We start from the raw sequence: 26,170 nt of genomic DNA, 5'->3' as shown, positions 1-26,170 counted from the left end.
TTCTTTTATCAAGTTAAACGATAAATACCTTTTTTCGAGGCATCACTCAAGGAAAAATGTAGTAATAACCACAACATTTTATCAATATGATGATTCCGAGTGGTGGTCATCACACGCCATCAGTAGGATAGGCCACCGCCGGGAGCTGCCCAAGGGCATTGTTCCGGGCCCTGCAGAACCCAAGTTGCCTCGAATCAAGGAATCACCAAATGGACCGCGTGCGAAATTTACTGGAGCAGATCCAGAGCCGCCTCGAAGACCTGAACAAGGCCGAGCGCAAAGTCGCCGAAGTCATCCTGCTCAACCCGCAGCAGGCGACCCGTTTCAGCATCGCCGCCCTCGCCCAGGCGGCGTCGGTCAGCGAACCGACGGTCAACCGCTTCTGCCGCTCGTTCGGTGTCAGCGGTTATCCCGAACTCAAGCTGCAACTGGCCCAGAGCCTGGCCAGCGGCGCGGCCTATGTGAGCCGTGCGGTGGAAGCCGACGATAATCCCGAGGCCTACACGCAGAAGATCTTCGGCAGCGCCATCGCGTCCCTGGACAGTGCCTGCCAGGCCCTGGACCCGAACCTGATCAGCCGCGCCGTCGACCTGTTGATCCAGGCCCGGCAGATCCACTTCTTCGGCCTCGGCGCTTCGGCACCGGTGGCCCTGGATGCCCAGCACAAGTTCTTTCGCTTCAACCTGGCGGTCACCGCCCATGCCGATGTGCTGATGCAGCGGATGATCGCTTCGGTGGCCCACACCGGTGAGCTGTTCGTGATCATTTCCTATACCGGGCGTACCCGGGAACTGGTGGAAGTGGCGCGTATTGCCCGGGAGAACGGCGCTTCAGTGCTGGGGTTGACGGCGGCGGGTTCGCCCCTGGCCAAGGCCAGTACCCTGAGCCTGAATATCCCGCTGCCCGAAGACACCGACATCTACATGCCGATGACCTCGCGGATCATCCAGTTGACGGTGCTCGACGTGCTGGCGACCGGCATGACCCTGCGCCGTGGCGTGGATTTCCAGCCACACCTGCGCAAGATCAAGGAAAGCCTCAACGCCAGCCGTTATCCGGTGGGCGACGAGTTCAACTGAATCAGGCCGCCCGCGCCTGCAGGCTCAGATGCGCCCGCTCCCCGGGCGCCAGACACAGGCTGTCGGTGCCACCACTGGCGGCCTCGACACAGACAAAACCCATCACTTCATTCCAGCTCACCCCCAGCAACGGCCGGTGCCCCGGATGCCAGACCACGGTGTCGGCGCTGTCGCCGGTGTCGATGCACAATTCCCGCTGCCAGGCGTGATCCTTGAGGTGCAGTTCACCGTCATGCTGGAACACCCGCTGGCAACCGCCATCAACCCGCAACTCGCCTTCCTGCCGGCATGCCTGGCGATTCAACTGGTCATAACCCCGCGCACCGTCGAGCCCAGACAGCGCTACCTCACCAACGTCACCGATACGCCAATAGGCGTGCAGCGCATGGCTCAACTGACACGGTTCGCTGTCCTGATGCTCGGTGCTCAGGCGCAGGTCCATGTTTTCACCCAGGCGCGCATGCAGGTCAACCTGCCAGTCGCAGAGCTGCAAACGCCAGTGCAGGCTGACACCCTCGTCATCGCTGCTGCTCTCCAGCAGTTTCCAGTCGATCAACCTTGCCCAACCATGGGATGGCCAGGCGTTTTCGCTCGGATGCCGGCCATACCAGGGCCAGCACACCGGCACCCCGCCGCGAATCGCCCCGACCTGCGGCCATTTGGCCGCGCACCACAACCAGGGCTTCTGCCCCTGTGGCTGGAAGTGCAACAACTGCGCGCCCTGGCGGCTGAACACCGCCTGGCACAAGGGATGGTCGATCACCAGGACTTCGCGCTGTTGAAAGCGCTCCCACTGGAACACCGGTTGCTCGCGCCGGGATTTGAAAAAGCGTTGTAGCGGTTGCTCATGCATGTGCCGCGAATCCTGAAAATCGTTTTGCCGTATCCATGTGACCGTGGGAGCGGCGCCTGCCCTGGCAAACCGCCCTCACCCGCGCCCCCAAAAAAAAGCGGACGGTCTGGTGGACCATCCGCAAGATGCGCACATAGAGAGAGAGCTTATCAGTCGAAGCCTTAGAAGACCGACTGAATTTTCAGACCTGCGACCACAGCGTTGTCGACCTGATTCACGCCACCCGGGTGGGTAACGTATTGCAGGTTGGGACGCACGGTCAGCCAGTTGGTGACGTGGAAGCCGTAGTTGATTTCAGTGTTGTACTCGGTGTCGCGCAGTGGCGAGTACAGCGGGTTGTTGTAGTCGGTGACGTTATTGGCCACGTTTTCCGCCTCGGCATTTTCCCTCACGTCCTGGTTGACATGGATACGGGCGAAACCGATCCCGACGTCATCCTTCGGACGCGCATCGAACGGCCCTTTGTACACGAACATCAGCGACTGGTAGTTGTCGACGAGGTTGGTGGCCTTGTCGTGGAAGGTCGCGTTGGCCGCGATGTTCAGACCGCGGGAAGCGTCGCCGTTGTGGCTGGTGAGTTGCTGCTGCGCCACGAACCAGTAACCGTGCTTGCTGTTGTGGACACGATAAGGCAGGCCGCTCGTTGCAGCGTCCCCACCATTGTTGTCCCGGAGCACGTCATTAGCCGGAGCCGCGCTTTTGTAGTAACCGACACGGTATTCGCCCGGCAGGTCGTTGACCTTCGGCGACCAGACCAGTTCGACCGGCAGGACAGTACCCTTGGTGCCGCTGCCGCTGAGTTTGAAGCCGTTACCGTGTTCCAGCTGCGACGGGTTCTGGTTGTACGCACCGATTTGCGCATACAGCTCAGGCGTGATGTTGTACTTCACGCGAATAGCGGCCTGGGCGACGGGCCAGTTGTACCAGGTGTTGACATAGTTACCCACCTGGGAGCCACAGAACGACAGGTTCTGGAAGTCACAAGGGAAGGTGTTGAAGTCTTCGCCTTCGCCGAAGTAACCGAGTTTGATGTCCAGCTTGTTGTCGAACATCTGGTGCTGGATCCACAGCTGGGTCAGACGGACCATGTGGCCGCGACCGTCGACTTCCTGGGAGGAGCTCAAGGTGCCGGCACGTGGGTCGCCGATGCGATCATTGGAGATGTTCTCACCGTTACGGTTGGTGAGCTGGATCTTGGCCTGGGTGTTATCCCAGCCCCACAGCTTTTGCAGATCCAGTGCCACGCCCAGACCAAACTGGTCGGCGTAACGCGAGGTGTGGTCGTTGTTGTAGCCACCATGCAGGTTGCTACCGACTTCACCGACATAATCCATCTTGATGTCGATGCCTTCCTCGATCAGCTTGGTGCGCTCTCCACCCCAGTCACCGGTCATCCATTTGGAATTGGCGCTGAATGCATCGTCCGCCATTGCATGACCAGCCAGGACCAGTGTTGCCGCCGCCGACAATTGGCAGAACAGGCGGGCATTGGTGTTTTTCTTTTTCATCCCTACATCCTCGTCTTATTGTTATTAACGGTTTTTATCAAACGTGGTTTACATCGTCTGTAATGCGTCGGATCTCTTTGGCAGACGCTTTTCCTGATACATCCCAGCCTCAGGTTCGAGGGCCGCTTCGCGACCCGCAGGAGCAAGCCCCCTCGTCACAATCAGCGGCCCTTGAATTGCGCCACATTGTCGGTATGCACCTGGGCTTGCGGTTTACCCACCACGCCCAGGCGTTCGCCGGTCTGGGCGTCGAACAACAACACCTTGGCCGGATCGAATTGCAGGGTCAGGGTTTCGCCCACCTGCGGCGCCACATCCGGTGCCAGTCGGCAGCAGACCTTGGTCCCGTTGAGGTTGACGAACACCAGGGTGTCCGGGCCGGTCGGTTCGGTGACCTGTACTTCGGCACGGATGGTCGGCAAGCCATTGGGCTCGCCCTGCATCAGGCTGATCTGCTCCGGGCGCATGCCGAGGATGATTTCGCGGTCTTCAAGACCGGCGTCGGTCACCCCCAGCGGCAGTTCGCAACGGGCCTGGCCGCTGTCGAGCAGGGCCAGCAGGCGACCGTCCTTGCGTTGCAGGCGCAGGGGGATGAAGTTCATCGGCGGCGAACCGATGAAGCTGGCGACAAACAGGTTCGCCGGGTCGTTGTAGATCTGCTTCGGCGTGCCGAACTGCTGGATGATGCCGTCCTTCATCACCGCCACTTTGTCGCCCAGGGTCATGGCTTCGATCTGGTCGTGGGTCACGTAGACCGTGGTGGTTTTCAGGCGCTGGTGCATCAGTTTCATTTCGGTGCGCATCTCGACCCGCAGCTTGGCGTCGAGGTTGGACAGCGGTTCGTCGAACAGGTAGATCTTCGGCCGCCGCGCCAGGGCACGGCCCATGGCCACGCGCTGTTGCTGGCCACCGGACAACTGGCCGGGCTTGCGGTTGAGCAGGTGTTCGATCTGCAGCAGCTTGGCCACCCGCGCGACTTCTTCGTCGATGGCCGATTGGGCCATCTTGCGGATTTTCAGACCGAACTCGATGTTCTCGCGCACGCTCATGGTCGGGTACAGCGCATAGGACTGGAACACCATGGCGATGTCACGATCCTTCGGGCTCATGCCGCTGACGTCCTGGTCATCGATCATGATCGCGCCGCCGGTGATGTTCTCCAGGCCCGCGATGCAGTTCATCAGCGTCGACTTGCCACAGCCCGAAGGCCCTACCAGGATCAGGAACTCACCGTCCGAAATCGACAGTTCGATGTTCTTCAGGGTGTCCGGCAGACCGGCGCCGTAAGTCTTGTTTACATTGCGAAGTTCGAGCGTTGCCATGATTACCCCTTGACTGCGCCGGCCGTCAGCCCGCGCACGAAATACTTGCCTGCGACCACATAGACCAGCAGGGTCGGCAGCCCGGCGATCATCGCCGCTGCCATATCAACGTTGTATTCCTTGACCCCGGTACTGGTGTTGACCAGGTTGTTCAACGCCACCGTGATGGGCTGCGAATCACCGCTGGAGAACACCACACCGAAGAGGAAGTCGTTCCAGATCTGGGTGAACTGCCAGATCAGGCAGACCATGATGATCGGGGTCGACATCGGCAGAATGATCAGCCGGAAGATGGTGAAGAAACCCGCGCCATCCAGGCGTGCTGCCTTCACCAGCGCATCGGGAATGCTCACGTAGTAGTTGCGGAAGAACAGCGTGGTGAACGCCAGGCCGTAAACGATGTGCACGAACACCAGGCCCGTGGTGGTACTGGCCAGGCCCATCTTGCCGAGGGTGAACGAGGCTGGCAGCAGCACGGTCTGGAACGGCAGGAAGCAGCCGAACAGCAACAGGCCGAAGAACAACTGCGAACCGCGGAAGCGCCACATCGACAGCACATAGCCGTTCAACGCACCGATGGCGGTGGAGATCAGCACCGCCGGAACGGTGATCTTGATCGAGTTCCAGAAGTAGCCGTTGACCGTGGCCCAGGCCTTGACCCAGCCGATATCGGTGATCACCGTCGGCCAGCTCAGCAGGTTGCCGGTGCTGATGTCTTCCGGTGATTTGAAACTGGTCAACAGCATGACCACCAGCGGTACCAGATAGAGCAGCACGGCGATGATCAACACCGCGTAGATGGCGATGCGGCTCAGGCTGATCGCCGGTTTGTGGGCGAGACTAGTCATTACGCTTGGTCCTCAGCTCGGAGTACAGGTAAGGCACGATGATCGCGAGAATCGCACCGAGCATCAGAATCGCACTGGCCGAGCCCATGCCCATCTGGCCGCGACTGAAGGTGAAGGAATACATGAACATGGCGGGCAGGTCGGACGAGTAGCCCGGGCCACCGGCAGTCATCGCCGCCACCAGGTCGAAACTCTTGATCGCGATATGCGCCAGGATCATCACCGCGCTGAAGAACACCGGACGCAGGCTTGGCAGCACCACTTTCCAGTAGATCCTCGGCAGGCTCGCGCCATCGATCTGGGCGGCACGGATGATCGATTGATCGACACCGCGCAGGCCGGCCAGGAACATCGCCATGATGAACCCCGAGGCTTGCCAGACCGCTGCGATCACCAGGCAATAAACCACACGATCGGGGTCGATCAGCCAGTCCAGGCGGAAGCCTTCCCAACCCCAGTCACGCAACAGTTTGTCCAGGCCCATGCCCGGGTTGAGCAGCCATTTCCAGGCGGTACCGGTGACGATCATCGAGAGCGCCATCGGGTACAGGTAAATGGTGCGGATGAAACCTTCGCGACGGATGCGCTGGTCGAGGAAGACCGCCAGCAGCACGCCGATCACCAGGGTGATGCCGATGAACAAACCGCCGAACAGCGCCAGGTTCTTGCTCGCCACCCACCAGCGGTCGTTGTCGAACAACCGTGCGTATTGCGCCAGGCCGACCCATTTGTAGGTCGGCAGGAAAGTCGAGTTGGTGAACGACAGTACAAACGTCCACAGGATGTAGCCATAGAAGCCCACCAGGACGATGAACATGCTGGGCGCCAGCACCAGTTTGGGTAGCCAGCGCTGCAATGCATCGAACGGCGAGGCTTTGCTGAACACAGCAACAGAACTCATGGGGAAATCCACTACAGGGGAAAAGGGACTACATGCAGATCCTCTGTAGGAGCCGGCTTGCTGGCGATTGCTCATCCAACGACGATGTTGACTGTCAGATCGAAATCGCCAGCAAGCAGGCTCCTACACTGGAGCCTGCGGTGCTGAAACTACTTGGCGGACTTGACCGCCGCGCCGAGTTTCTTGGCGGCATCGGCTGGATCGGCTTTCGGGTCGTTGATGTAGTTGGTCACGACATCAAAGAACGCCCCCTGCACGGCCAGCGTGGTCGCCATGTTGTGCGCCATGCTCGGTTGCAGGCCGCCGGTCTTGGCATCTGCCAGGAAGTCCTTCGCAGCCGTCTGGGCACAGGAGTCGAAACCGTACTTGCCCATGTCGCTCAGCATGTCGTTACGAACCGGGATCGAGCCCTTGTTGATGCTGAAGACTTTCTGGAAGTTCTCACCGAGGACGACCTTGGCGATGTCCTGCTGGCCTGCCGCGGTGCCTTTGTCTTTCTGCTTGAACACCGCCAGGGAGTCGATGTTGTAGGTGAAGGCTTTTTCAGTGCCCGGGAAGGCTACGCATTCATAGTCCTTGCCAGCGACTTTCTTGGCCGCTGTCCACTCGCTCTTGGCCCAGTCACCCATGATCTGCATGCCGGCCTTGCCGTTGATGACCTTGGCCGCTTCCAGGTTCCAGTCCTGGCCCTTGCCGTCGACGTCCATATAGGTCGCGACTTTCTTCAGCTCGGTCAGCGCCTTGACCATTTCAGGACCGGTCAGCGTGGCGTTATCCAGGTCGACCAGGGCTTTCTTGTAGCCATCAACGCCCATGACCGACAACACCACCGCTTCAAACACGGTGCTGTCCTGCCAAGGCTGACCGCCGTGGGCGAGCGCAATGAAGCCTGCGGCCTTGAGCTTGTCACCGGCAGCGTAGAATTCCTGGAGGGTGGTCGGTGCTTTTTCGATACCGGCTTTCTTGAAGACTTCAGGGTTGATCCACAGCCAGTTGACGCGGTGAATGTTCACCGGCACGGCCACGTAATCACCGTTGTACTTCACGGTATCGGAGACTTTCTTGTCGAGCAGGCTGTCCCACTTCTCTTCTTTGGCAGTGGTCTTCAGGACGTCAGTATCGAGCAGCCCGGTAGACGCCCACTCCTGGATGTCCGGCCCCTTGATCTGCGCCATGGCCGGTGGGTTGCCGGCTACGGCACGGCTTTTCAGCACGGTCATGGCGGTGGCACCGCCGCCGCCGGCGACTGCGCCGTCTTTCCAGGTAAAACCGTCTTTTTCTACTTGAGCCTTGAGGACATCGACCGCGGCTTTTTCACCACCGGAAGTCCACCAATGGACAACTTCCACGGACCCTTTCGAGTCGGCGGCAAGAGCACTTAGGGGAAACAACGAGGCGAGAGAAACGACGGCGGCGAGGCGGGAAATCGAATTCATCTGTAGTACCTTTCTTGTTGTTATGCATGCAAGTCTGGTGCTTGCGCTGCATGGGATTCTAGTCAAGGCAAGGCCCCTCGCAGGTAACGAAGGGACGTGCAAATGTCACCGCATGGTTACATGATTTTCGTTGCCGTTATCAGCCGAAGATTACCGGGCCAGAGCGCTCGCGAGGCTCGGGGCGAGTGGCAGGCCCGGAAGCAGCACCGCTTGAAAGGCGTGATAGAGGTCGGGTTTGCCGCCCCAGATCCTGGCATCGGGGCGATTGTGCTCATCCAGTTCGTGATGCCAGCTGCCCAGCGCCTGATCGATGAAGTGCAACTCGATGAAATCCCAGAAGCGCCGATACCAGGTTTCGTACTGCGCCTCACCCGTGCGCCGGAGCAGGGCCGCGGCCGTTGCGCTGGCTTCGGCATGGGTCCAGTGCAGGCGCTGGCGAACCACCGGGCGGTTGTTCCAGTCCAGCGTGTAGACGATGCCCGGCGTGCCATCAGCGTGCCAGCCGTGACGGCAGGCGCTGTCGAACAAACCGCGGGCGTCGCTCAACAACCAATCGGGGGTGAGCAGGCCGGCCTGGCGGCGCGCGGCCTCCAGGTGCAGGACCAGTCGTGCCCATTCGAAGCCGTGGCCGGGCGTGGTGCCATAGGGGCGAAAGCCGTCCGCCGGGTTGTCGTGGTTGTACTCGCGAAGGGGTTGCCACTGGCGATCGAAGTGCTCGATGACCATGAAATCGTTGGCGGCGGCGTGATCGTGGATCACCCGTTCGACGATGCGCAGCGCGCGATCCAGCCAGCGACTGTCACCGGTGACATCCGCCAGGGCGAGGAAGGCCTCGGTGCCGTGCATATTGCTGTTGGCGCCGCGATAGGCTTCTTCCTGCTGCCAATCGCGGACGAAGGACTCGCGCAGGGTGCCCTCCTCCTCGCTCCAGAAATGTGTCTCGAGCACCCGGATCGCTTCGGCCAGCAGGCGCGGGGCATCGGCGCTGCCGGCAACCACCGCGGAACTCGCGGCCAGGGCGACAAAGGCGTGCAGGTAGGCGGCCTTGCCGCTGTTGCCATCGCGGTGATCGGGGACCGCGTACCAACCGCCGTGAACGGCATCGCGCAATGGTCCCCAGAGGGCGGCGACACCATGGTCGACCAGTCCCAGGCAGCCGGGAATTCCCTGGATATGGGCCATGGCGAAACTATGGGTCATGCGCGCGGTGTTCATGGTTTCGGCCATGGCGTCGTCCGCCAGTTGCCCGCGCTCGTCGAGATTGCCGAAACCTTCGGCCAGACGCGAGGCCTTGGCAAACGCCAGCAGCCGCCGGCCTTCGGCCAGCAACCAGGCACGATGAGCCGGGGCATTGAGCCAACTGCTGAACGGCAGTTCAAGGGTGTCCATCGGAGTACCTTTCTTGTTGTTAGGAGCGAAACGCTTATGCGGCGATTCTAGCCAGCCGTCCTTCGCTGCCAGGTCACGAAGCCCCGCGCAAATGTCACCAAGCAGTGACAAACATCAGAGAAGGGCCCTTCGATCCCAGAGTCTGCAAGGTAGGAAAATTGCTGAATAAGTCGTTTCCCTTTCCAATGTAGGAGTGATCCCTAACGTCTTTTCCCACATTGAAGCACTCCTTTACTTCGGCGAATCTGCTGCACTTCTTCATTTCAGGTGCGCCGGTCCAGCGCCCCAAGGAGGTGTGATCCATGGTAGCCCCCCACCTGCGCAACCCCCGCCAATGCTGCATTTTCCCGGTCTACAACGGCCAAGGCCTGTGTGCCTGGAAGGTCGAGGTCGTGCGTGGCGGTGCCCAACTGGGCGGTGTCTTCAGCTTCGCCGAGTGCGGTGGCGAGGAGCCAGCCCGGTGCATGGCCGAGTCCTACCGCAACGCCCTGGTGCTGAAAATGCAGCCTTCGCAAAGCTATGAAGAACGCCAGCGCCTGATGCCCCACAACACCAGCGGGCATCCCGGGGTGATCCGGGTCGAGACCAACAACACCGGCTATTGGCGGGCCAGCACGCGGATTCATGGTTACTGCCTGAGCCGCAGTTTCAGTGTGCGCCGCCACGGCGAAGAACAGGCCAAGCGCCTGGCGTTGCGTGAGCGTGAACGGCAGTTGGCCTTGTGCAACGAGCCCTATGAGCAGGCGATGGAAGCCTTGCAGCGCTACTTCAGCCAGAGCAACAGCCGCGTGCGCGAGCACCGTATCCGCGCGGCCATGGCGCGACCACGGGAGGTTCGGGCCTCAGCCGATATCCTCCCGCCAGACCCGCTCGAACCGGCGCTGAACATCAGTGCGGAACAGGCGTTCCTGTCGATCAGTCGGCATTTCGCGGCAAGTACAAAGTAACCCGCAGCCCGCCGTCCCGCAGGTTCTGCAAGCTCACTTCGCCGCCATGGCTGTGGGCGATATTGCGCGCGATGCCCAGCCCCAGGCCGTAGCCCTGCTGCTGGCCGGACAAGCGAAAGTGCGGTTCGAACACCTGCTCCAGGCGCTGCTCGGGCACCCCCGGCCCCTCGTCGTCGACGTGCAGCACAAAGGCCTCGTCGTCGTCTTCGATGTACAGGTGGGCCTTGTCACCGTACTTGAGGGCGTTGTCGATCAGGTTGCCCATGCACCGTCGCAGCGCCAGCGGCTTGCCGGGAAAGGCCGCGTGGGCGCGACCGTCCAGCGAGACGCGGCCGTTGCCGTTGGGCGGCAGGTAGGGTTCGATCAGGCAATCGAGGGCGTGGTTGAGGTCCACCGGCTCGATGTTCTCGTGGATATCGGTGTCCTTCACGCATTGCAGCGCGCCCTTGACCAGCATCTCCAGCTCGTCGAGGTCGCGACCGAACTTGTACTGCAGCTTCTCGTCCTCCAGCAGCTCGACCCGCAGGCGCAGGCGGGTGATGGGGGTGCGCAGATCGTGGGAGATGGCGCTGAACAACTGGCTGCGTTCGGTCAGGTAACGGCTGATGCGCTCACGCATGGCGTTGAACGCCCGGCCCACCTCCACCACTTCGCTGCCACCGCCCTCGGCCACCGGCCGCACCTGCGCATCCCCCAGGGACATGTCCCGCGCGGCCCGCGCCAGGCGCTTGAGGGGACGGCTCTGCCAGTGCACCAGCAGGCCGATGAACAACAGCAGAAAGCCGCTGGTGAGGACGATAAACCACACCTGCTGGGACGGCAGGCCTTCCTCTTCCAGGCTGGTGTAAGGCTCAGGCAGCAGGGAGGCGATGTACAGCCATTCGCCGGGGGACATCTGGATCTGCGTCACCAGCACCGGCGGATTGACCGGTTCCAGGGTCAACGCGTAGTGGGCCCAGGAACGCGGCAACTCGTCGAGCTTGAGGCCGCCGTTGAAGATCCGCAGGTCGTCGGGGCTGACAAATTGCACCGAGATATCCACCTCGTTGCCCAGTGCCTGGCGCAGCACCTCATGCACGGCGTCGAGCACCGCAGTCTTGCGCGGCGTGGCCGGCAGCAGGCGCATATCCAGGGGTTTGTCATTGAGAGTCACGACAAAACGCGTGCCGCCCATGCTGCGCAATTGATCGAGCACCAGCGGGCGATAGGCCAGCGGCAGCGAGCGCAGGTAACTGACACTGGCGGTCATCGAGTGCGCCAGGCTGCGGGCACTGGTGACCAGGCCTTCGAGCTGCGTCGCGCGCAACTGCGAGAGCCAGATCACGCTGGACAGCGTCTGGGCGATCAACACCGCCAGCAGGGTCAGCAACAGCATGCGCCCCAGCAGCGAGCGCGGAACCGGCAGGCGCCGGCGCAGCTCAGAGAGCATTGGCCGCGGTGACGTTGGCCGCCAGCTGATAGCCGCTGCCGCGCACGGTGCGAATCAGTCGCGGCGGTTTGTCGGTGTCGCGCAGGCGTTGGCGCAGGCGGCTGACCGCCATGTCGACGATCCGGTCCAGGGGCATCAGGTCACGCCCACGGGTGGCATTGCCGATGGTGTCGCGGTCGAGGATTTCCTGGGGATGATCGAGAAACAGTTTGAGCAAGGCGAAGTCGGCACCGGAGAGAATCACTTCTTCGCCGTCGGTGTGGAACAGCCGGTGACTGACCGTGTCCAGGCGCCAGTCGTCGAAGGCCAGCACCTCGCTGCCGTTGCGCTCCTGACCGAACTGGGCACGGCGCAACAGGGCCTTGATCCGCGCTTGCAGTTCCCGTGGGCTGAAGGGCTTGCCCAGGTAGTCGTCGGCGCCCAGTTCCAGGCCGATGACCCGGTCGGTCTCGTCGGAGCTGGCGGTGAGCATGATAATCGGCACCTGGGCCTGGCGCGGATGCTGACGGACCCAGCGGCAAAGGCTGAAGCCATCTTCGTCGGGGAGCATGACGTCGAGGATCACCAGATCACTGTGGGCATCGTTGAGGGCCTGGCGAAAGCCGGCGCCATCGCCGACGGTGCGCACCTGGAAACCGGCGCGGCTGAGGTAGGTGTCCAGCAATTCACGGATTTCCTGATCGTCGTCGACCAGGAGAATGGACTTACTGAATACGCTCACGGAAATCGTCCTTGTTGTTGTGGGGAGGACTGAAATGCGGATTATGCCTTAATCGATTAAGCCGTGAAGCACGTGTTGTCTAGACTGGCGCTTTCGCGGGCAAGCCCGCGAAGAACGCGCCACGTAGCGGGATCAGTGCGCGAAAGCCTGCTGCAACGCCACCCCCGCGCCAATCAAACCGGAATACGGGGCCGTCACCAGCCACACCGGGATCCCCTTGAAGTAATCGCTCATGCAGCCTTTGTCAGCAAAGCTCCGGGCAAAGCCGCTGTTGATGAAAAAGTCGGCAAACCGTGGAATCACCCCACCGACGATATACACCCCACCGCGTCCGCCCGTGGTCAGGACGTTGTTGCCGGCCACCCGACCCAGCCAGCAACTGAACTGCTCCAGCACTTCCCGGGCAATCGGATCGCCGGCCAGACCGGCAGCGGTGATCGACTCCGGGGTTTCCAGCACCGGCACATGCCCGTCCACCGCGCAGATCGCCCGGTACACCCGTGGCAAGCCGCCTCCGCTCAACGCCGTCTCGGCGCTGACATGGCCGATTTCACTGTGGATATGCTGCCAGAGCTGGGTCTCGCGCGGGCTGCTCAGGGGCAGGTCGACATGTCCACCTTCCCCCGGCAAGGCCATGAAATGCTGCTCGCCCAGGTGCAACAAGGTGCCCACACCCAGCCCGGTGCCAGGACCGATCACCACCGCCGGACGCAACGGCTCCGGCGTGCCTTCGCAAACCACGCGGTAGTCCCCTGGCTCCAGCCGGGTCATGCCCAGGGCCATGGCGGAAAAGTCGTTGACCAGCAACAACTCATCGACCTGCAAGGTTTCGCAGAACGCCCGGCGGCTCAGCCGCCAGTGGTTATTGGTGAAACGAAATTCGTCGCCGCCCACCGGACCAGCCACCGACAGGCACACCGCGCCGACCGATCCCAACGCCAGGCCCAGGCCGTCGAGGTAGACCTTGATGGCCTCCTCGGGACTGCTGTGATCGACGGTCGCCAGGACCTTCACTTCATCCAGGGCATTGTCCTTCCACAACGCAAACCGCGCATTGGTCCCACCAATGTCCCCTACCAACGCCAACTTCATTCAAGGTGCTCCAGGGCCGAAGTGAACGCGCTGGCGCCCTGCTCTGCCGAGCTGAAGGCCATGCGCATGAAGCCGAAGAGTTCACGGCCGCAGCCGATATTATTACCCAACAAACCGACCGCAGGCGTGCGCGCGGCGAATTCGGCGTCGTCCACCAGCACCCGCAAGGTGCCCTTGACCCCGTCCACGCGAATCACGTCGCCATCGCGGACCCGCGCCAGAGCCCCACCCACATGGGCTTCGGGGCAGACATGGATGGCCGCCGGGATCTTGCCCGAGGCCCCGGACATCCGTCCGTCGGTGACCAGCGCGACCTTGAAGCCCCGGTCCTGCAACACACCGAGGAACGGCGTCATCTTGTGCAGTTCCGGCATGCCGTTGGAACGCGGCCCCTGGAAGCGCATCACCGCGACGAAATCCTTCTCCAGCAAGCCGGCCTTGAACGCATCGGCCAGGTCCTGCTGGTCCTCGAACACCACCGCCGGCGCTTCGACGATCTGGTGCTCCAGGGCCACGGCGGAAACTTTCATCACACCACGTCCAAGGTTGCCTTCCATCACTCGCAGGCCACCTTCAGGGGAGAAGGCCCGGGCCACGGGGCGCAGGATGGTTTCATCGAGGCTTTCGATCGGGCCGTCGCGCCATACCAGTTCGCCATCCTGCAGGAACGGCTCCTGGGTGTAGCGGCTCAGGCCGCGGCCCGCGACGGTATTCACGTCTTCGTGCAACAGGCCGGCTTCCAGCAGTTCGCGGATCAGGAGGGCCATGCCGCCCGCCGCCTGGAAGTGGTTGATATCGGCCTTGCCGTTCGGATAGACGTGGGACAGGGTCGGCACCACCTCGGAGAGGTCGGCCATGTCCTGCCAGGTCAGCTGGATACCGGCCGCCTGGGCAATCGCCGGCATGTGCAAGGTGTGGTTGGTGGAGCCGCCGGTGGCGTGCAGGGCGACGATGGAGTTGACCAGCGAACGCTCGTCTACAATTTCACCCAGGGGCATGAAGCTGCCGCTCTGTTTGGTCAAGCGGGTGATCTGGTGCGCCGCTTCGCGAGTCAGGGCATCGCGCAGCGGGGTATTCGGGTTGACGAAGGACGAGCCCGGCAAGTGCAGGCCCATGACTTCCATCAGCAACTGGTTGGTGTTGGCGGTGCCGTAGAAGGTGCAGGTGCCGGGGCTGTGGTAGGACTTCATCTCCGACTCCAGCAGCTCCTCGCGGCTGGCCTTGCCTTCGGCATAACGCTGGCGCACGTCGGCTTTTTCCTTGTTGGAAATCCCCGAGACCATCGGCCCGCCGGGCACGAAGATGGTCGGCAGGTGACCGAAGCGCAAGGCGCCCATCAACAGACCGGGCACGATCTTGTCGCAGATGCCGAGCATCATCGCCGCGTCGAACATGTTGTGGGACAGGGCCACGGCGGTGGACAGCGCGATCACTTCGCGGCTGGCGATGCCCAGTTCCATGCCCGGCTCGCCCTGGGTCACGCCATCGCACATGGCCGGCACGCCACCGGCGAACTGGCCGACCGAACCGATCTCGCGCAGGGCCTGCTTGATCTGTTGCGGATAGGTTTCGTAAGGCTGGTGCGCGGAGAGCATGTCGTTATAGGAAGAAACGATCGCCACGTTGGCGGCGTTCATCATGCGCAGGTTCTGCTTGTCGTCGGTGCCACAGCCGGCCACGCCGTGGGCGAAGTTCGCGCATTGCAGCTTGCCGCGCATCGGGCCGTCACTGGCGGCACCGCGAATCAGTGCCAGATACGCCTGGCGAGTGGCTTGGCTACGGGTGACAAGCCGTTCGGTGACCTCAAGAACGCGGGGATGCATGTGTAGAACTCCAGGCTAACGGATGTGGCGACCTGTGGTTCCAAGCTGACCGAAAGCCTCGTGCGACGGGGCTTTTCAATCATCTGGACCTGTTGGTTCAGGTCACTCGTTGTAGATAAAACAAAATATTGCCACTAAAAAGGCTTGTTTTCTATTTTTATGCGAATAATCTTGTAATTCCAACAACAAAACTATGACAGGCGCTTCCCTAAATGACTCTACGAATCGCAATCAACGGTTTTGGCCGCATCGGCCGCAACGTCCTGCGTGCACTCTATACCCAAGGTTACCGTCAGGACCTGCAGGTCGTCGCCATCAACGACCTGGGCGACAGCGCCATCAATGCTCATCTGCTCAAGTACGACACGGTTCACGGCACCTTCGATGCCAGCGTAGAACATGACAATGAAAGCCTGACCGTCAACGGTGACCGTATCTCGGTCAGCGCGATCCGCAATCCGGCCGAACTGCCCTGGGCCGCCGAGAAGATCGACGTGGTTTTTGAATGCACCGGTCTGTTCACCGACCGTGCCAAGGCCGCCGCGCACCTGACCGCCGGCGCCCGCAAAGTGATTATTTCCGCACCGGCCAAAGGCGCCGATGCCACCGTGGTGTACGGGGTCAACCATGACATCCTGCGCCAATCGCACCAGATCATTTCCAACGCGTCGTGCACCACCAACTGCCTGGCCCCGGTGGCCCAGGTGCTGCACCGCGAGCTGGGTATCGAAAGTGGCCTGATGACCACTATCCACGCCTACACCAACGACCAGAACCTGACCGACGTCTACCACACCGACCCGTACCGCGCGCGTTCGGCGACCCAGAACATGATCCCGAGCAAGACCGGCGCCGCCGAAGCGGTAGGCCTGGTGCTGCCGGAACTGGCGGGCAAGCTGACCGGCATGTCCGTGCGTGTACCGGTGATCAACGTGTCCCTGGTGGACCTGACCGTGCAACTCAAGCGCGAGGCCACGGCTGAAGAAGTCAACGCCCTGCTCAAGGAAGCCAGCCAGCATTCGAAGATCCTGGGTTACAACACCCTGCCGCTGGTTTCCAGCGACTTCAACCACAACCCGTTGTCGTCGATCTTCGACGCCAACCACACCAAGGCCAGTGGCAAGCTGGTCAAGGTCCTGGCCTGGTACGACAACGAGTGGGGTTTCTCCAACCGCATGCTGGATAACTGCCTGGCGCTGTGCAACGCCGAATAAGCGCGTCATGTGGAACGAGGAACAGGTGTGGAGCAGGAACCGATGATAGGGATCAGCTTTACCCAGGCCACCATGGCGGCGCGCAAGCGTATCGCCCTGGTGGCCCACGACCATTGCAAGGTGTTCTTGCTGGACTGGGCCGAGCGCCAGAAAGATCGTCTGGCTCAGCATGAACTGGTTGCCACAGGCACCACCGGGTTGTTGCTGAACAAGCGCCTGGGGTTGGCGGTGGAAAGCATGATCAGCGGCCCGTTGGGCGGCGACCAGCAACTCGGCGCACGCATCGCCGAGCAGCGGGTGGACATGCTGGTGTTCTTCTGGGATCCGTTCGAGCCGCAGCCCCACGACCCGGATATCAAGGCGTTGCTGCGGGTCGCGGCGGTCTGGAATATTCCCGTGGCCTGTAATGAGTGCACCGCCGATTACCTGCTCAGCAGCCCGATGATGGAACAGGCGCATGAGTATCGGGTGCCGGATTATGAGGCGTATCTGGCGGCACGGCGTTAGCCCCGGCCGGCAGACTGAACACAATCCGCCGTGGAGCTTAGCTTGTCGGCACACCCCGTCGCAGCGAAGGCGCCCGTGAGATCGCCAAAAGCTTCGCGGGCAAGCCCTGCTCCTACAGTGCATCGTCGTGCCGCAATTTTGTACATGACACAAAACTGTAGGAGCAGGGCTTGCCCGCGAAGGGGCCCTTGAGTCTTGCGCTGCCCAAACGAACACCATTGCTACGATGCGGCGTCCCGGCAAGCCACCGGGTTAGGTTCTCGGCGAGATTTCGCGATGAAACACCGATTTTGTGGGAGCTGGCTTGCCAGCGATAGCGGTGGTGAATGCGACATAGCCATCGCTGGCAAGCCAGCTCCCACAAAGGCAGGGCACGACGATACTTCGGTGGTGGAACCCCGACCTAATGTGGGAGCGGTGCTTGCCCGCGAAGAGGCCCGTGAGAACGCCAAAAGCCTCGCGGCGGTGCGGCGATCCGACAAGCTCCGCTCCCACAGGGACTGTGTTCAACCGCCCCATCGGGTGGACAACATTGCACCTTTGCGGACTTTTCCGTTTTCGCCTATCGACCGCCCAGCGAAGGTGACCCGTGATCAGTTGCACGCGAACCTTCCAGCAGCGCATCCACCACCGCACGCGCCACTTCCACCGAATGCAGCATGCCCCAGAACAGCGCCCGTTCGACGGGGTTGATATGCAGGCTGATTTCATCGCCATTGAGCTCCGCCGTTTCGAGCAGATTCGAAACATAGGTCAGCGCATCCTGGGCATTGACGCCCGGTTGGATGGCAAACAGCGTGGGCTTGTGCGGGGCTTCGGGGATGACGGGTTTGGAGCAGGTGAACGCGAGGGTATCGAGCAAACGGGGCATATTTGCCGGTGCCGGCTCAGACTCATTTGAAGGCTCATCAGAGACTTTACGGAGGTACATATCTCTGTCCGCCATGCTGGAAGCGTTGCGAATGCTCGGTGGATCGGGAGTGATTTTCTTGGTCATGGTGAAACTCCTTTGCTAGGTAAGGAGCTCGTCATCCACGCTGCAAAACGAAAGGTGGCGAGCCGTACACAGGTTTGCAGACCGGAGCAAAGGAACCGGCAGGCCAAAGCCTCCTGCGCACAGCCCGCCATGAAGCGAGCACAAAAACCGCTTTCGCGGCGCTGTGCGCCTTTGCTATTCCGGGCTGCAAAACCCGTATCGCTGAATTGGCAGCGACAGCCAGACTCTAGCGTTCACCTTTTGCGCACGCAATATTCTCCCACGCCTGAAACACGTAGGAAACATGAGATCTTTTTGCGGGCTATTTCTTCTGTTTCGAGAAAGGTTTGAGGACTGGTAGTCGCAGCGCTTCGCTTAGCACCTTCCGGTGTCACCGCGAGAAAGGGGTCGGGAGCCAACCACTCTTGCCGGTTGCCGCTACCACAAGGCCGGCGAGCCTTGCACATCCACAGTATTGAGCCGATGTCGCCGTGATGCTCAATACCCCTGCTCTGTAAGGAGCCCTCGCGCAACATTGTCAGCGGCACATCCAAAAAGGGCAACGGCCCTATGGTTTCGGAATTTTGAAAATCTCCAGCACCTCTGCACGTCGCACCGCCAGGTCCCAGGCAAAGCCGGTATACATCAACGCCAGGGCAATCAGGGTGAACGCCAGTACTTTCCACCCGGACACGAGATGGACAGGCGGACTGGGGTCAGGCCGGGTAGCTAGCCAATGTGGCGAAAGCTCCAGTGGGACGGGGCCGCGTGCGTGTCGGATCAAACCATGAAGTTCCTTGTGAATGGCTTTCAGCTTTTCTTCCCCCCGAGCTTGCAAGGCGTATTGCCCTTTGAAGTCCAGGCTGAGGCAGAGGTACATCAGTTCGATAAGTTCGACGTTGAGCATCGGTAGTTTTTTGGATTGCTCCACGATCCGAAAAAACTCCTCTCCTCCGCAGGTCTGATTGTGGAATTGGCCCAATAGAGATCTGTCAGACCAAGCCTTTGCCCAAGGCAAGGACATGATCGATTCGTCGATCAAGCAGCAAAGCAGGTAATGGGCCGTTCTGATATCAGCGTCCTTGATGCCCTTGCATTGGGCTTTGCGGGTAAAGGTCTGGAACTGATCGGCCAGGTCTTGAAACAGCAGATCGAGGTCATGCTGTTTGTCGTCGTATTTGATCTCCATGGCAAAACTCAGCAAGCCAGAGGCCGCTCCGACCAAGGGGTTGATACCCTTCTCGAATATTTCCTGCTGTGGCTGCGGTTTCAAGCCAGGAGCGTCGGGACAGCAGGCGGCCAGCTTTTTGGAGAGAGCAGGAGGCTTGGAGAGAGCAGGAGGCTTGTAGTCGCTCAACCTGCCAAACCCAGTGCTGTTGTCGTCGCCGCTGATCGGAGCGCCGGGGTTGTTATCGCGTTCTGAGGTGGGTGCGTTCATGGCGAACCTTGCTCGTGAAGGTGCGAACGCATATCGGCAATTTCTACCTTCTCGCTCCAGCGGCCTTCTTCGTAGTCTGTGTTGGCGGGAGCGTGTTTTTTTATAATCGACAAGACTTCGTCCAGCTTGCCCTTGGGTAGATAGATATCAAAGCCGAGGTAGTTCTCTTGAAAAGTCATGCCAGGTATATGGCGTCGCTTTATGGTAATGAAATTCTTTTTTCTATCGGTAAATATCCAATTGGGGCGATCCCAAGTAAACCGGTGAAAGCGAATTTCGTTCTTCCAAGTTATCAGTGATTTGGAGGCCATGATGGCCATACCTCCAGGACCTGCAAGCATCCAGATAAAAACAGGGTCCACGGAAATTAGACCCAGTACGATGATCAGAAGTACGATGGCAAATCCTTTGAAAAAATTTCTCAAATGTTTGGGGTAATGCAGGTAGAACTCTGTTTCTGCACCTTGATCGGTGATTCGGTAGTGGTAGATTTTTTTTTGCAGAAATACAACCCTCCAAAAAAAACAACCATAAGCATGAGACTGCAGATCCGAAAAATGTAAAAAAACTCATGCGTCCATTTTCATTCGTATCAAAATAACCATACAGAAGCATACTGAGCGGTATTAGCATAATAGAGCCGAGTATAGCGTTTATCGTGGGCGTTATTTGCGGCATCGCCTTGATTGTCCAGACCATAAGCTCACGACCTTCAAGTGGGGGACGTGATGAAACTTCAGACTCCTCGGGAGTCATATCTTGTTTGTCGTCTTTAATTGCTTTTCTCATAAAAGTTCTCAACTTGGAATGGGTAATACAATGGCGTCTTCGCGCCCGCCCAGTGTTTGTACTTGTAATGTACTGGTGTCCAGACCGCTCATTCGGGTGTCTTTTTGATCTTTAACACCTTGCTCGTCCAGCTCCAGCTGATAGCGGTAACCTCGGTCACCTTCACCTGATGAAAGTATTTCTTCCGGATACCAAACTTGTAGCTCCAGGTATTGCGCTTTCTCGTCAAGCGGAACCCAGGTGTGCCAAACGATGTCTTCGCCCTCGGGAGGCATCATGGGAAAACCGAAGACGGCGTGCTCGTTTCTATTCCATCGATTTTTCGGTGTATCTCCCATGATGGAAACACTTTCTACCCGCCCATGGTCGACAAAGTGTTCTTGTAGTTCGCCGTCCAGCTTGGTCGTTGGCATCACAAGGAAAGGGTGGTGGCTGGCCGTGAGATTGACCCGAAGTACCGCATTACGCAAAGGGGCAGGTACTTGCAGCTGTACCCAAGCCCCGTCCTGAATGCGAACATTCATATAGTCCCCATGGGGAAAACTATGGCGCCCAAGTGTGTAGCTCGGTTTAACGAACAGAGTGGGACTAAGCTGAATTTCAAGGAAGGCACGGACCTCTTCCGCACGGCCCTCGGGGGTAGCGGGCAAGCGGTCTTTTGGATGGCGTGACCACGTGCCTTTACGAAGCCATTGACCAACTGCGTCCGTTTTTAGATAGTTAATAAGAGTGCTGGATATCAGATAAACAGCTCCCGCAATAAGTGCTGCTCCGGCAATCCCTGAACTCATTGCAAACGACAGCAGTATTGGACTACCCGTCAACGCCAAGAATCCGGCTGAAAACTGTATAGTTCCAATGACAAACATTGCTGATACGGAAAGCATTTTAGTGATTAGTAATTTTTTGCTTGATGTTGAATGACTGAAATCATCCCAGAGATCCCACAACTCGGCACTGGTCGCAATCAACGCAAACCCGCCCAATCCCACCAGTCGCCCCCCGAAGCCTCTGATTAATTTCCCCCAGCCTCTAGTGTCCCCAGTGGTGCTGCTCCAATAAGCAGCAGACTTTTCGGTTATTGCTGTTGGTACGTCTTTAATGAGCGTGCTCAACCCCTTCATCCCCGCCCACTTCGTCTCCACCCACAACGCCATCATCGCGTTGCCGGTATAGGCCGTGGCCGAGCCGATCTTTGCCCAGTCCTTGGCGGTCAGCTCTCCGTCCTGGCTCAAGGTGCGGTAGGTCACCAGCGTATTGATCAGATTCGCCATCACCACGCCCCAGGTAATGGCGCCGGCGTTGACCCCCTGTTTCTCGCTCCAGGCGCGAACAGTGGCGTGCCAACCCGCCACTGTCAGTCCGCCCCTTTCCACCGTCCCCCGAATACCGTTACGCACGATCTCCACATAACGGTTGTTCTGGTAATCGATCAGGGCCGGCATGGCGAGAGCCAGTTGCTTGAGTTCCTGCTCCATTTCGAGCAGCAGTCGACTCAGGGCTTTGCGGTCATATTTCTCACGGTGGTAGAACCAGGCATTCTGGGTTTGGCGGTAGTCGGCTCGGGCGGTGAGCAGCTTTTGCTTCCAATCCTGAAGGCGAGTGCCCAGTTCCTGATCGACCTTCAAACGATCAGGATGATCAAGCAGCACGTGGCCGATCAGCAGATTGCGCAGCAGCGCCGCCAGGTCGGGTTTCTGTCCATAGGCCAGGCGACTGTCCACGGGCAGCAGGGCCAGCAAGGTATTTTCGAAAACCGCCTTGCCCGTGCCCCGGGCCAGCCGGACGAGGCAGTCGAGGGTTTGCCGGGCCGGTTCGCTCAGGGCCTTGACCCAGGGCTTTTCGGCAATACGCTCATGGCCGAGAAAACTGTTGAGTTCAGCGCTACGGCCAACCAGGGAGGTGACATCCCCGGCCCCTTGCACCAGGGCATTGGCCTGGGCATCGAAGGCCGACTTGAGGGCTGCATTGAAACCAAAGCGCGCCAGGCCGAACAGGGTTTTGGCCGAGGCCTCCTCCTGGGCCAGCCAACGCGATAGGCTCAGGTCCTGGGCGAGGATTTCCAACAGGCCGCTGATCACCCCTTGCAGGTACAGCAGGCTGTCATCGTGGCCGGTATCAATCCCGAGCTGGCGTGGGTCGGTGCCGATCCGTTCAGCCCAGCGCTGCAGATCGTGGAGGCTGTCGCGCAGCTGGCGCAGCAAGGCCTCCGACTCGGGCCGACGGGCATCGGCATAGGCACGGGCGGCGTCGGAGTCAGCTTGTCGACGCCATTTGCCGCGAGCCTGCCAACTGGCGCGCAAGGCCGGATCGGGCAGACCGCCGTAACGCTGCTTGATCCGCTGCGCCAGGGCTCGGGAGGGCAAGTCGAGAATATCGAGGCTCAGGCCGTCCTGGGCCGCGCGGTTGGCGTCCTCTTCCAGGTCCAGCTGTTCGTACCAGGCTTCGAGGTCGCGGACATACTCGCGGGTCCTGGCTTCATCGTCCTTCACCGCCGCCGGCAATTGCGCGGGGTCCACGCCCGCACCGCACAGCTGTTCGACCACGGCGGCAATATTCAGGGCATGTTCGTGTTCGTTTTGCCAATGCTGCAGCGCGGCTTGCTCGGTGCTCAGTTGCATGCCCAGGTCTTCGAGCACGGCCAGGGGATCGTCGAGGGCCACGAACACGGCGCTGGCGACGTCGTCGATGCACCCGCGCCAGACCACGTCGCAGGCCAGCGGCACGCAATGGGCATTTGAGCCGTCGCCGGACTCGGGTGGATAGGCGGAGTCGGCGAAGCGCTGGTCGTACCGGATCGGCCAGCTGTCGATATCGGCCACGGCGTCGGCCAGGTCGGCGATGGGCATGACACCCAGCCCCGTCATGCTGTTGGAGTAGGTCTTGAGGTCCAGGCGTCGCATCCAGCGGGCGCGGCTGTCAGGATCGGCGCTCAACTGTTCGCGCAGGCGCCCGGACCATGGCTGCGGGGTATAGGCCAGGTGCAGCAGGTGGTTGCGCGGATAAAGCAGGTGGCTGGAGGCTTGAGCTATCAGGCTGGGCCCATCGCCGCTCGAAGGGAGGTGGGTCAAGGTCGCGTCCTGGGCGCTGTAGCGATATTCGTGCAGGGTCTTCGCGCTTTCGTCGAAGACATAGAGGTAGCCGTCACGCAACTGGCGCAGGGTGTAGGCGCGGGTCCTGAGCGGTGGGTGTTCGTGCCACTGGCCCTCGGGGTGCAGCGGTGTGAGCTGATCGGGCTGAGGATCGTGGCGCGAGCGATCAAGGGCGTAGCGCATGGGCACGATGGCGAGGTTCGGGCCCTTGAACGGGCACATATGCATGCCGGTGGCCGGAACCTTGGGGAACAGGGTGTTGCGGCGCTGGCGCAGGGTGCCGTTTTTGTCAGTCATGGGAGGAGCCCCGCGATATGTTGTTGATGCTGGTCGAAGGCTTCCAGACGCAGCTCCGGGGCCAGATGCGCGTGTTCGGGTTTGAGCGTGAGCCAGCGTAGATACGGTCCTTCGGCTTGCTGCACGAAGTCGTTCCCCCAATCGGCGCAAGCTTCGGCCCAGGTGACCAGCGCTTGCTCAGTGTGCAGGCCCCAGGCCTGCCCACTGTCGAGGGTTTGCTTGAGCCAGTGGCCGATCTGCCGGGCGTCGCTGTTGGCGAAGGTATGTTCGTTGCGTGTCCGCAGCCACTGGTAGAGGCGCTCTTCGAATTTCCACAGGCGGGCTTTTTCCAGGGCCACCTCTTGTGGTTCCTCAAGCCGGGCGCATGAGTCCGTCCAGGCCGGGGTGGGACCGTTGCGACTAAAAGTTCGCCACGCCGGGTCAGGAGGTTCTTCCCAGCCGTGGCTCGGTGAAGACACCCACCAGTGCTCGATGGGCCCCAGGACTCTGGCCAACTGTTGCGGGGCGAAACTGTCCAGCCAATGCACGGTGATCCGCGGGTTGGCAAAGCGCAGCAGCCCTTGACTGCCTTGTCGGGTAGGTGGCGCGATAAAGTGTCGCAAGTGCGCGGCCACGTCCTCGAGCGAGGCGTTGCTGTAGAGCAGGGAAGAGTCCGTTCGGGCTTGAGGCGAGCCCGGCCACTGCGCGAGCATTTCGCGGCTCTGCGGCTTGACCAGGATAGGTCCGAGTTCTTGCAAGGCTTGCCAGCGAGTTCCCCGGTACAAGGGCAGTATTTCCTGTGCCCCGACCTGGCGATAAAGCGCCGCCAAGGCTTGGGGCCGCAAGGCACCGTCGATCAGCAATAAGTTGGCTGGAAGGGTGGCGTTCATGGCGAATCCTTCGGGGCCTGTTCGCAGATCTCACAGCGTTCCGGATCGGACTTGAGCAGTGTGCGCAAGGCCTGGAGCACCAATGGATCGGCGGGAGCGGGTTGATCGTGTGGAACCGTGCCGGGCAAGGAAGGCGCCGCCTGTGCCACGGAAAGCGGATGGCCTTCGAGCGTGATCTCCGTGCTACTGAAAATACCCGCCGGATTGAGAGTCAGCCACTGACCGCCGGCCCTGAGGGTCAGGCTGCTGCCGGCGTCGATCACCACGTTGTCCCCGGCACTCAGATGGATATCTCCCGTGGCGCGCAACAGGTGACTGGCGGCTTGTACGTGTTGATCACCGTTGACGGTCAGATGGTCGTCCTGCCGGAGTTCGGTCAGGCGGTTGCCATGGGTGATGCGCTGTTCTTCACCTTGCAGTTCATGGCGGGAATCGCCACCGACCCGCACGCTACGCTGGCGGTCCACCTGGAGCCGCTGGTCGTTCAGGGCATGCAGGGTGAAGTCGCGCTGAGCGCGCAGGGCGATCTGCTCGGCGCCGCTGCGGTCTTCGATGCGCAACTCGTTGTAACCTTGTCCGCCCGGCGTGCTGCGGGTCTTGAACACGCTCCGGGTCTGGTTCTCGGGCAGCGGATAGGGCACTTCATTGTTCTTGTGGTGCAGGCACGCCGACACATAGGGCCGGTCGGGATCACCCTCGAAAAACGACACCACCACTTCCATGCCGACCCGGGGAATGACCACGCTGCCATAACGGGCACCAGCCCAACTGGAGGCAACGCGCAGCCAGCAACTGCTGTGTTCGTCGTTGCGGTCCGCGCGGTCCCAGGGGAATTGCACCTTGACCCGGCCGTAGGCGTCGCAATGAATCTCCTGTCCGGCGGGGCCGGTCACCCAGGCCGATTGGCTGCCGCGAATAAAGGGCCTCTTGTGCCGATGTGGCGGTTGATACTCCACCTCATCGGGAATGGCGCTAAAGGTATTCCGGTAACCCTGCCATGGCACCTGATGGCCGGCATATTCCTCCAGCACCTGGGGCTGGTAGCCTTCGTGAGTGATTTCAGTGAGCAGCCAGTGGCTGTTCCAGTCCTGGCGCGGATGTTCACTGAGCAACAGGCAATGCCCACTGCGCAAGGCGGGTTGATCACTCTCACCCTGGGCCAGGCGATAGTCTCTACGGTGACGTTGCAGATCACGCTCGGCCAGCTTTTTCCCCTGCCGCTCGTCACGAAAATCGCCCGGATAGGCGTAATGCTCCAGCTCCGCCCCAGGGCTCGAACCGGGACGACAATCGGCCTGCAATTGCACATGGGGTTGTTCGAAGTCGTAGTGCCTGAGGGTCGTGCGCGTGGGCCGGGTTTGCACGCGCACGCCGAACGTCTTGACGACCGGGGCTTGTGCGACCAGACCGGAAGAGCGTTTGTAAGGCGTCGGCTCCAGCCGGGGAAAGATCGATGAATGGATGCCGAACACCAGCAGGTGCTGGTCGGGGCTGTGGCGAAAGTGAAAACTCAGGCCTTCTTCCTCGCACAGGCGCTGGATGAAGTTCAGGTCGGTTTCGTCGTACTGGGTGCAGTATTCGCGTTCGGGATGAGGCTTCGGACCCTGTTGAAAGTGGAAAGCGTCGGCGAGGATGCCGTG

At 60.7% G+C, this 26,170-nt stretch carries 21 protein-coding genes; 4 read left to right on the top strand and 17 right to left on the bottom strand.

The window, feature by feature from the left end; genetic code table 11:
* Positions 1-218: 218 nt before the first annotated feature.
* Positions 219-1,079, top strand: coding sequence for a MurR/RpiR family transcriptional regulator (locus CWE01_RS29405; RefSeq protein ID WP_177096979.1), 861 nt, complete (start codon positions 219-221; stop codon positions 1,077-1,079).
* A 1-nt stretch (position 1,080) separates the two neighbouring features.
* Here the strand turns inward: CWE01_RS29405 and CWE01_RS29400 are convergent, their stop codons facing one another.
* The 7 genes from CWE01_RS29400 to CWE01_RS29370 all read right to left on the bottom strand — a co-directional run bounded on the left by CWE01_RS29400 (position 1,081) and on the right by CWE01_RS29370 (position 9,336).
* A complete protein-coding gene (locus tag CWE01_RS29400) occupies positions 1,081-1,932 on the bottom strand; it encodes a D-hexose-6-phosphate mutarotase (protein WP_100944085.1) in 852 nt (283 codons plus the stop codon).
* A 161-nt stretch (positions 1,933-2,093) separates the two neighbouring features.
* Entirely contained in the window at positions 2,094-3,440 is a 1,347-nt protein-coding gene (locus tag CWE01_RS29395) for a carbohydrate porin (RefSeq protein ID WP_100944084.1), read from the bottom strand.
* A gap of 161 nt (positions 3,441-3,601) precedes the next feature.
* Positions 3,602-4,762: an ABC transporter ATP-binding protein gene (locus CWE01_RS29390; RefSeq protein ID WP_100944083.1), complete on the bottom strand. Its 1,161-nt coding sequence runs from the start codon at positions 4,760-4,762 to the stop codon at positions 3,602-3,604.
* A 2-nt stretch (positions 4,763-4,764) separates the two neighbouring features.
* A complete protein-coding gene (locus CWE01_RS29385) occupies positions 4,765-5,610 on the bottom strand; it encodes a carbohydrate ABC transporter permease (protein WP_100944082.1) in 846 nt (281 codons plus the stop codon).
* Complete coding sequence (locus CWE01_RS29380; protein WP_100944081.1) at positions 5,603-6,511, bottom strand: carbohydrate ABC transporter permease; 909 nt, start codon at positions 6,509-6,511, stop codon at positions 5,603-5,605. Before CWE01_RS29380 ends, CWE01_RS29385 begins: the two co-directional genes overlap by 8 nt.
* 149 nt (positions 6,512-6,660) lie before the next feature.
* A complete protein-coding gene (locus tag CWE01_RS29375; protein WP_100944080.1) occupies positions 6,661-7,947 on the bottom strand; it encodes an ABC transporter substrate-binding protein in 1,287 nt (428 codons plus the stop codon).
* A gap of 150 nt (positions 7,948-8,097) precedes the next feature.
* Positions 8,098-9,336 (bottom strand): AGE family epimerase/isomerase, encoded by a 1,239-nt coding sequence (locus CWE01_RS29370; protein ID WP_100944079.1) that lies wholly within the window; start codon positions 9,334-9,336, stop codon positions 8,098-8,100.
* Positions 9,337-9,638: 302 nt separating this feature from the next.
* On the opposite strand from CWE01_RS29370, the gene CWE01_RS29360 reads away from it, so the two are divergent.
* On the top strand, positions 9,639-10,283 hold the full coding sequence (locus CWE01_RS29360) for an AP2/ERF family transcription factor (RefSeq protein WP_100944077.1): 645 nt from the start codon (positions 9,639-9,641) through the stop codon (positions 10,281-10,283).
* Here the strand turns inward: CWE01_RS29360 and CWE01_RS29355 are convergent.
* The 4 genes from CWE01_RS29355 to edd form a co-directional block, all read right to left on the bottom strand.
* Positions 10,252-11,712, bottom strand: a complete 1,461-nt coding sequence (locus tag CWE01_RS29355) for a HAMP domain-containing sensor histidine kinase (protein WP_100944076.1) — start codon at positions 11,710-11,712, stop codon at positions 10,252-10,254. The two genes, CWE01_RS29360 and CWE01_RS29355, sit on opposite strands and share 32 nt — an antisense overlap.
* Positions 11,702-12,433 (bottom strand): response regulator, encoded by a 732-nt coding sequence (locus CWE01_RS29350; RefSeq protein ID WP_100944075.1) that lies wholly within the window; start codon positions 12,431-12,433, stop codon positions 11,702-11,704. The genes CWE01_RS29355 and CWE01_RS29350 overlap by 11 nt, the downstream gene beginning before the upstream one ends.
* Before the next feature lie 132 nt (positions 12,434-12,565).
* Complete coding sequence (locus CWE01_RS29345; RefSeq protein WP_100944074.1) at positions 12,566-13,525, bottom strand: glucokinase; 960 nt, start codon at positions 13,523-13,525, stop codon at positions 12,566-12,568.
* On the bottom strand, positions 13,522-15,348 hold the full coding sequence (gene edd / locus CWE01_RS29340) for a phosphogluconate dehydratase (RefSeq protein ID WP_100944073.1): 1,827 nt from the start codon (positions 15,346-15,348) through the stop codon (positions 13,522-13,524). The genes CWE01_RS29345 and edd overlap by 4 nt, the downstream gene beginning before the upstream one ends.
* 212 nt (positions 15,349-15,560) lie before the next feature.
* Here edd and gap point away from each other — a divergent pair, with 212 nt between their 5' ends.
* Entirely contained in the window at positions 15,561-16,562 is a 1,002-nt protein-coding gene (gap, locus tag CWE01_RS29335; RefSeq protein WP_100944072.1) for a type I glyceraldehyde-3-phosphate dehydrogenase, read from the top strand.
* A gap of 42 nt (positions 16,563-16,604) precedes the next feature.
* Positions 16,605-17,069 (top strand): methylglyoxal synthase, encoded by a 465-nt coding sequence (locus CWE01_RS29330; protein WP_100944170.1) that lies wholly within the window; start codon positions 16,605-16,607, stop codon positions 17,067-17,069.
* Positions 17,070-17,631: 562 nt separating this feature from the next.
* Here CWE01_RS29330 and CWE01_RS29325 read toward each other — a convergent pair.
* From CWE01_RS29325 to tssI, 6 genes are all read right to left on the bottom strand, one after another.
* Positions 17,632-18,066, bottom strand: coding sequence for a hypothetical protein (locus CWE01_RS29325; protein ID WP_100944071.1), 435 nt, complete (start codon positions 18,064-18,066; stop codon positions 17,632-17,634).
* A 547-nt stretch (positions 18,067-18,613) separates the two neighbouring features.
* Positions 18,614-19,483 (bottom strand): type IVB secretion system protein IcmH/DotU, encoded by an 870-nt coding sequence (gene icmH, locus CWE01_RS29320; RefSeq protein ID WP_100944070.1) that lies wholly within the window; start codon positions 19,481-19,483, stop codon positions 18,614-18,616.
* Positions 19,480-19,803 (bottom strand): hypothetical protein, encoded by a 324-nt coding sequence (locus CWE01_RS29315; protein WP_100944069.1) that lies wholly within the window; start codon positions 19,801-19,803, stop codon positions 19,480-19,482. Before CWE01_RS29315 ends, icmH begins: the two co-directional genes overlap by 4 nt.
* Before the next feature lie 477 nt (positions 19,804-20,280).
* Entirely contained in the window at positions 20,281-23,586 is a 3,306-nt protein-coding gene (locus CWE01_RS29310; protein WP_157815306.1) for a toxin VasX, read from the bottom strand.
* 71 nt (positions 23,587-23,657) lie between these two features.
* Positions 23,658-24,530: a DUF4123 domain-containing protein gene (locus tag CWE01_RS29305; protein ID WP_100944067.1), complete on the bottom strand. Its 873-nt coding sequence runs from the start codon at positions 24,528-24,530 to the stop codon at positions 23,658-23,660.
* Positions 24,527-26,170 (bottom strand): type VI secretion system tip protein TssI/VgrG (tssI, locus tag CWE01_RS29300; RefSeq protein WP_100944066.1); only part of this gene is annotated, 1,644 nt, incomplete at its 5' end. The genes CWE01_RS29305 and tssI, both read right to left, overlap by 4 nt.

This window comes from Pseudomonas sp. QS1027, assembly GCF_002814235.1.
Taxonomy (GTDB): Bacteria; Pseudomonadota; Gammaproteobacteria; order Pseudomonadales; family Pseudomonadaceae; genus Aquipseudomonas.
Note: the sequence above shows the minus strand (reverse complement) of the source record. Positions and strands in the feature narration are given on the sequence as shown.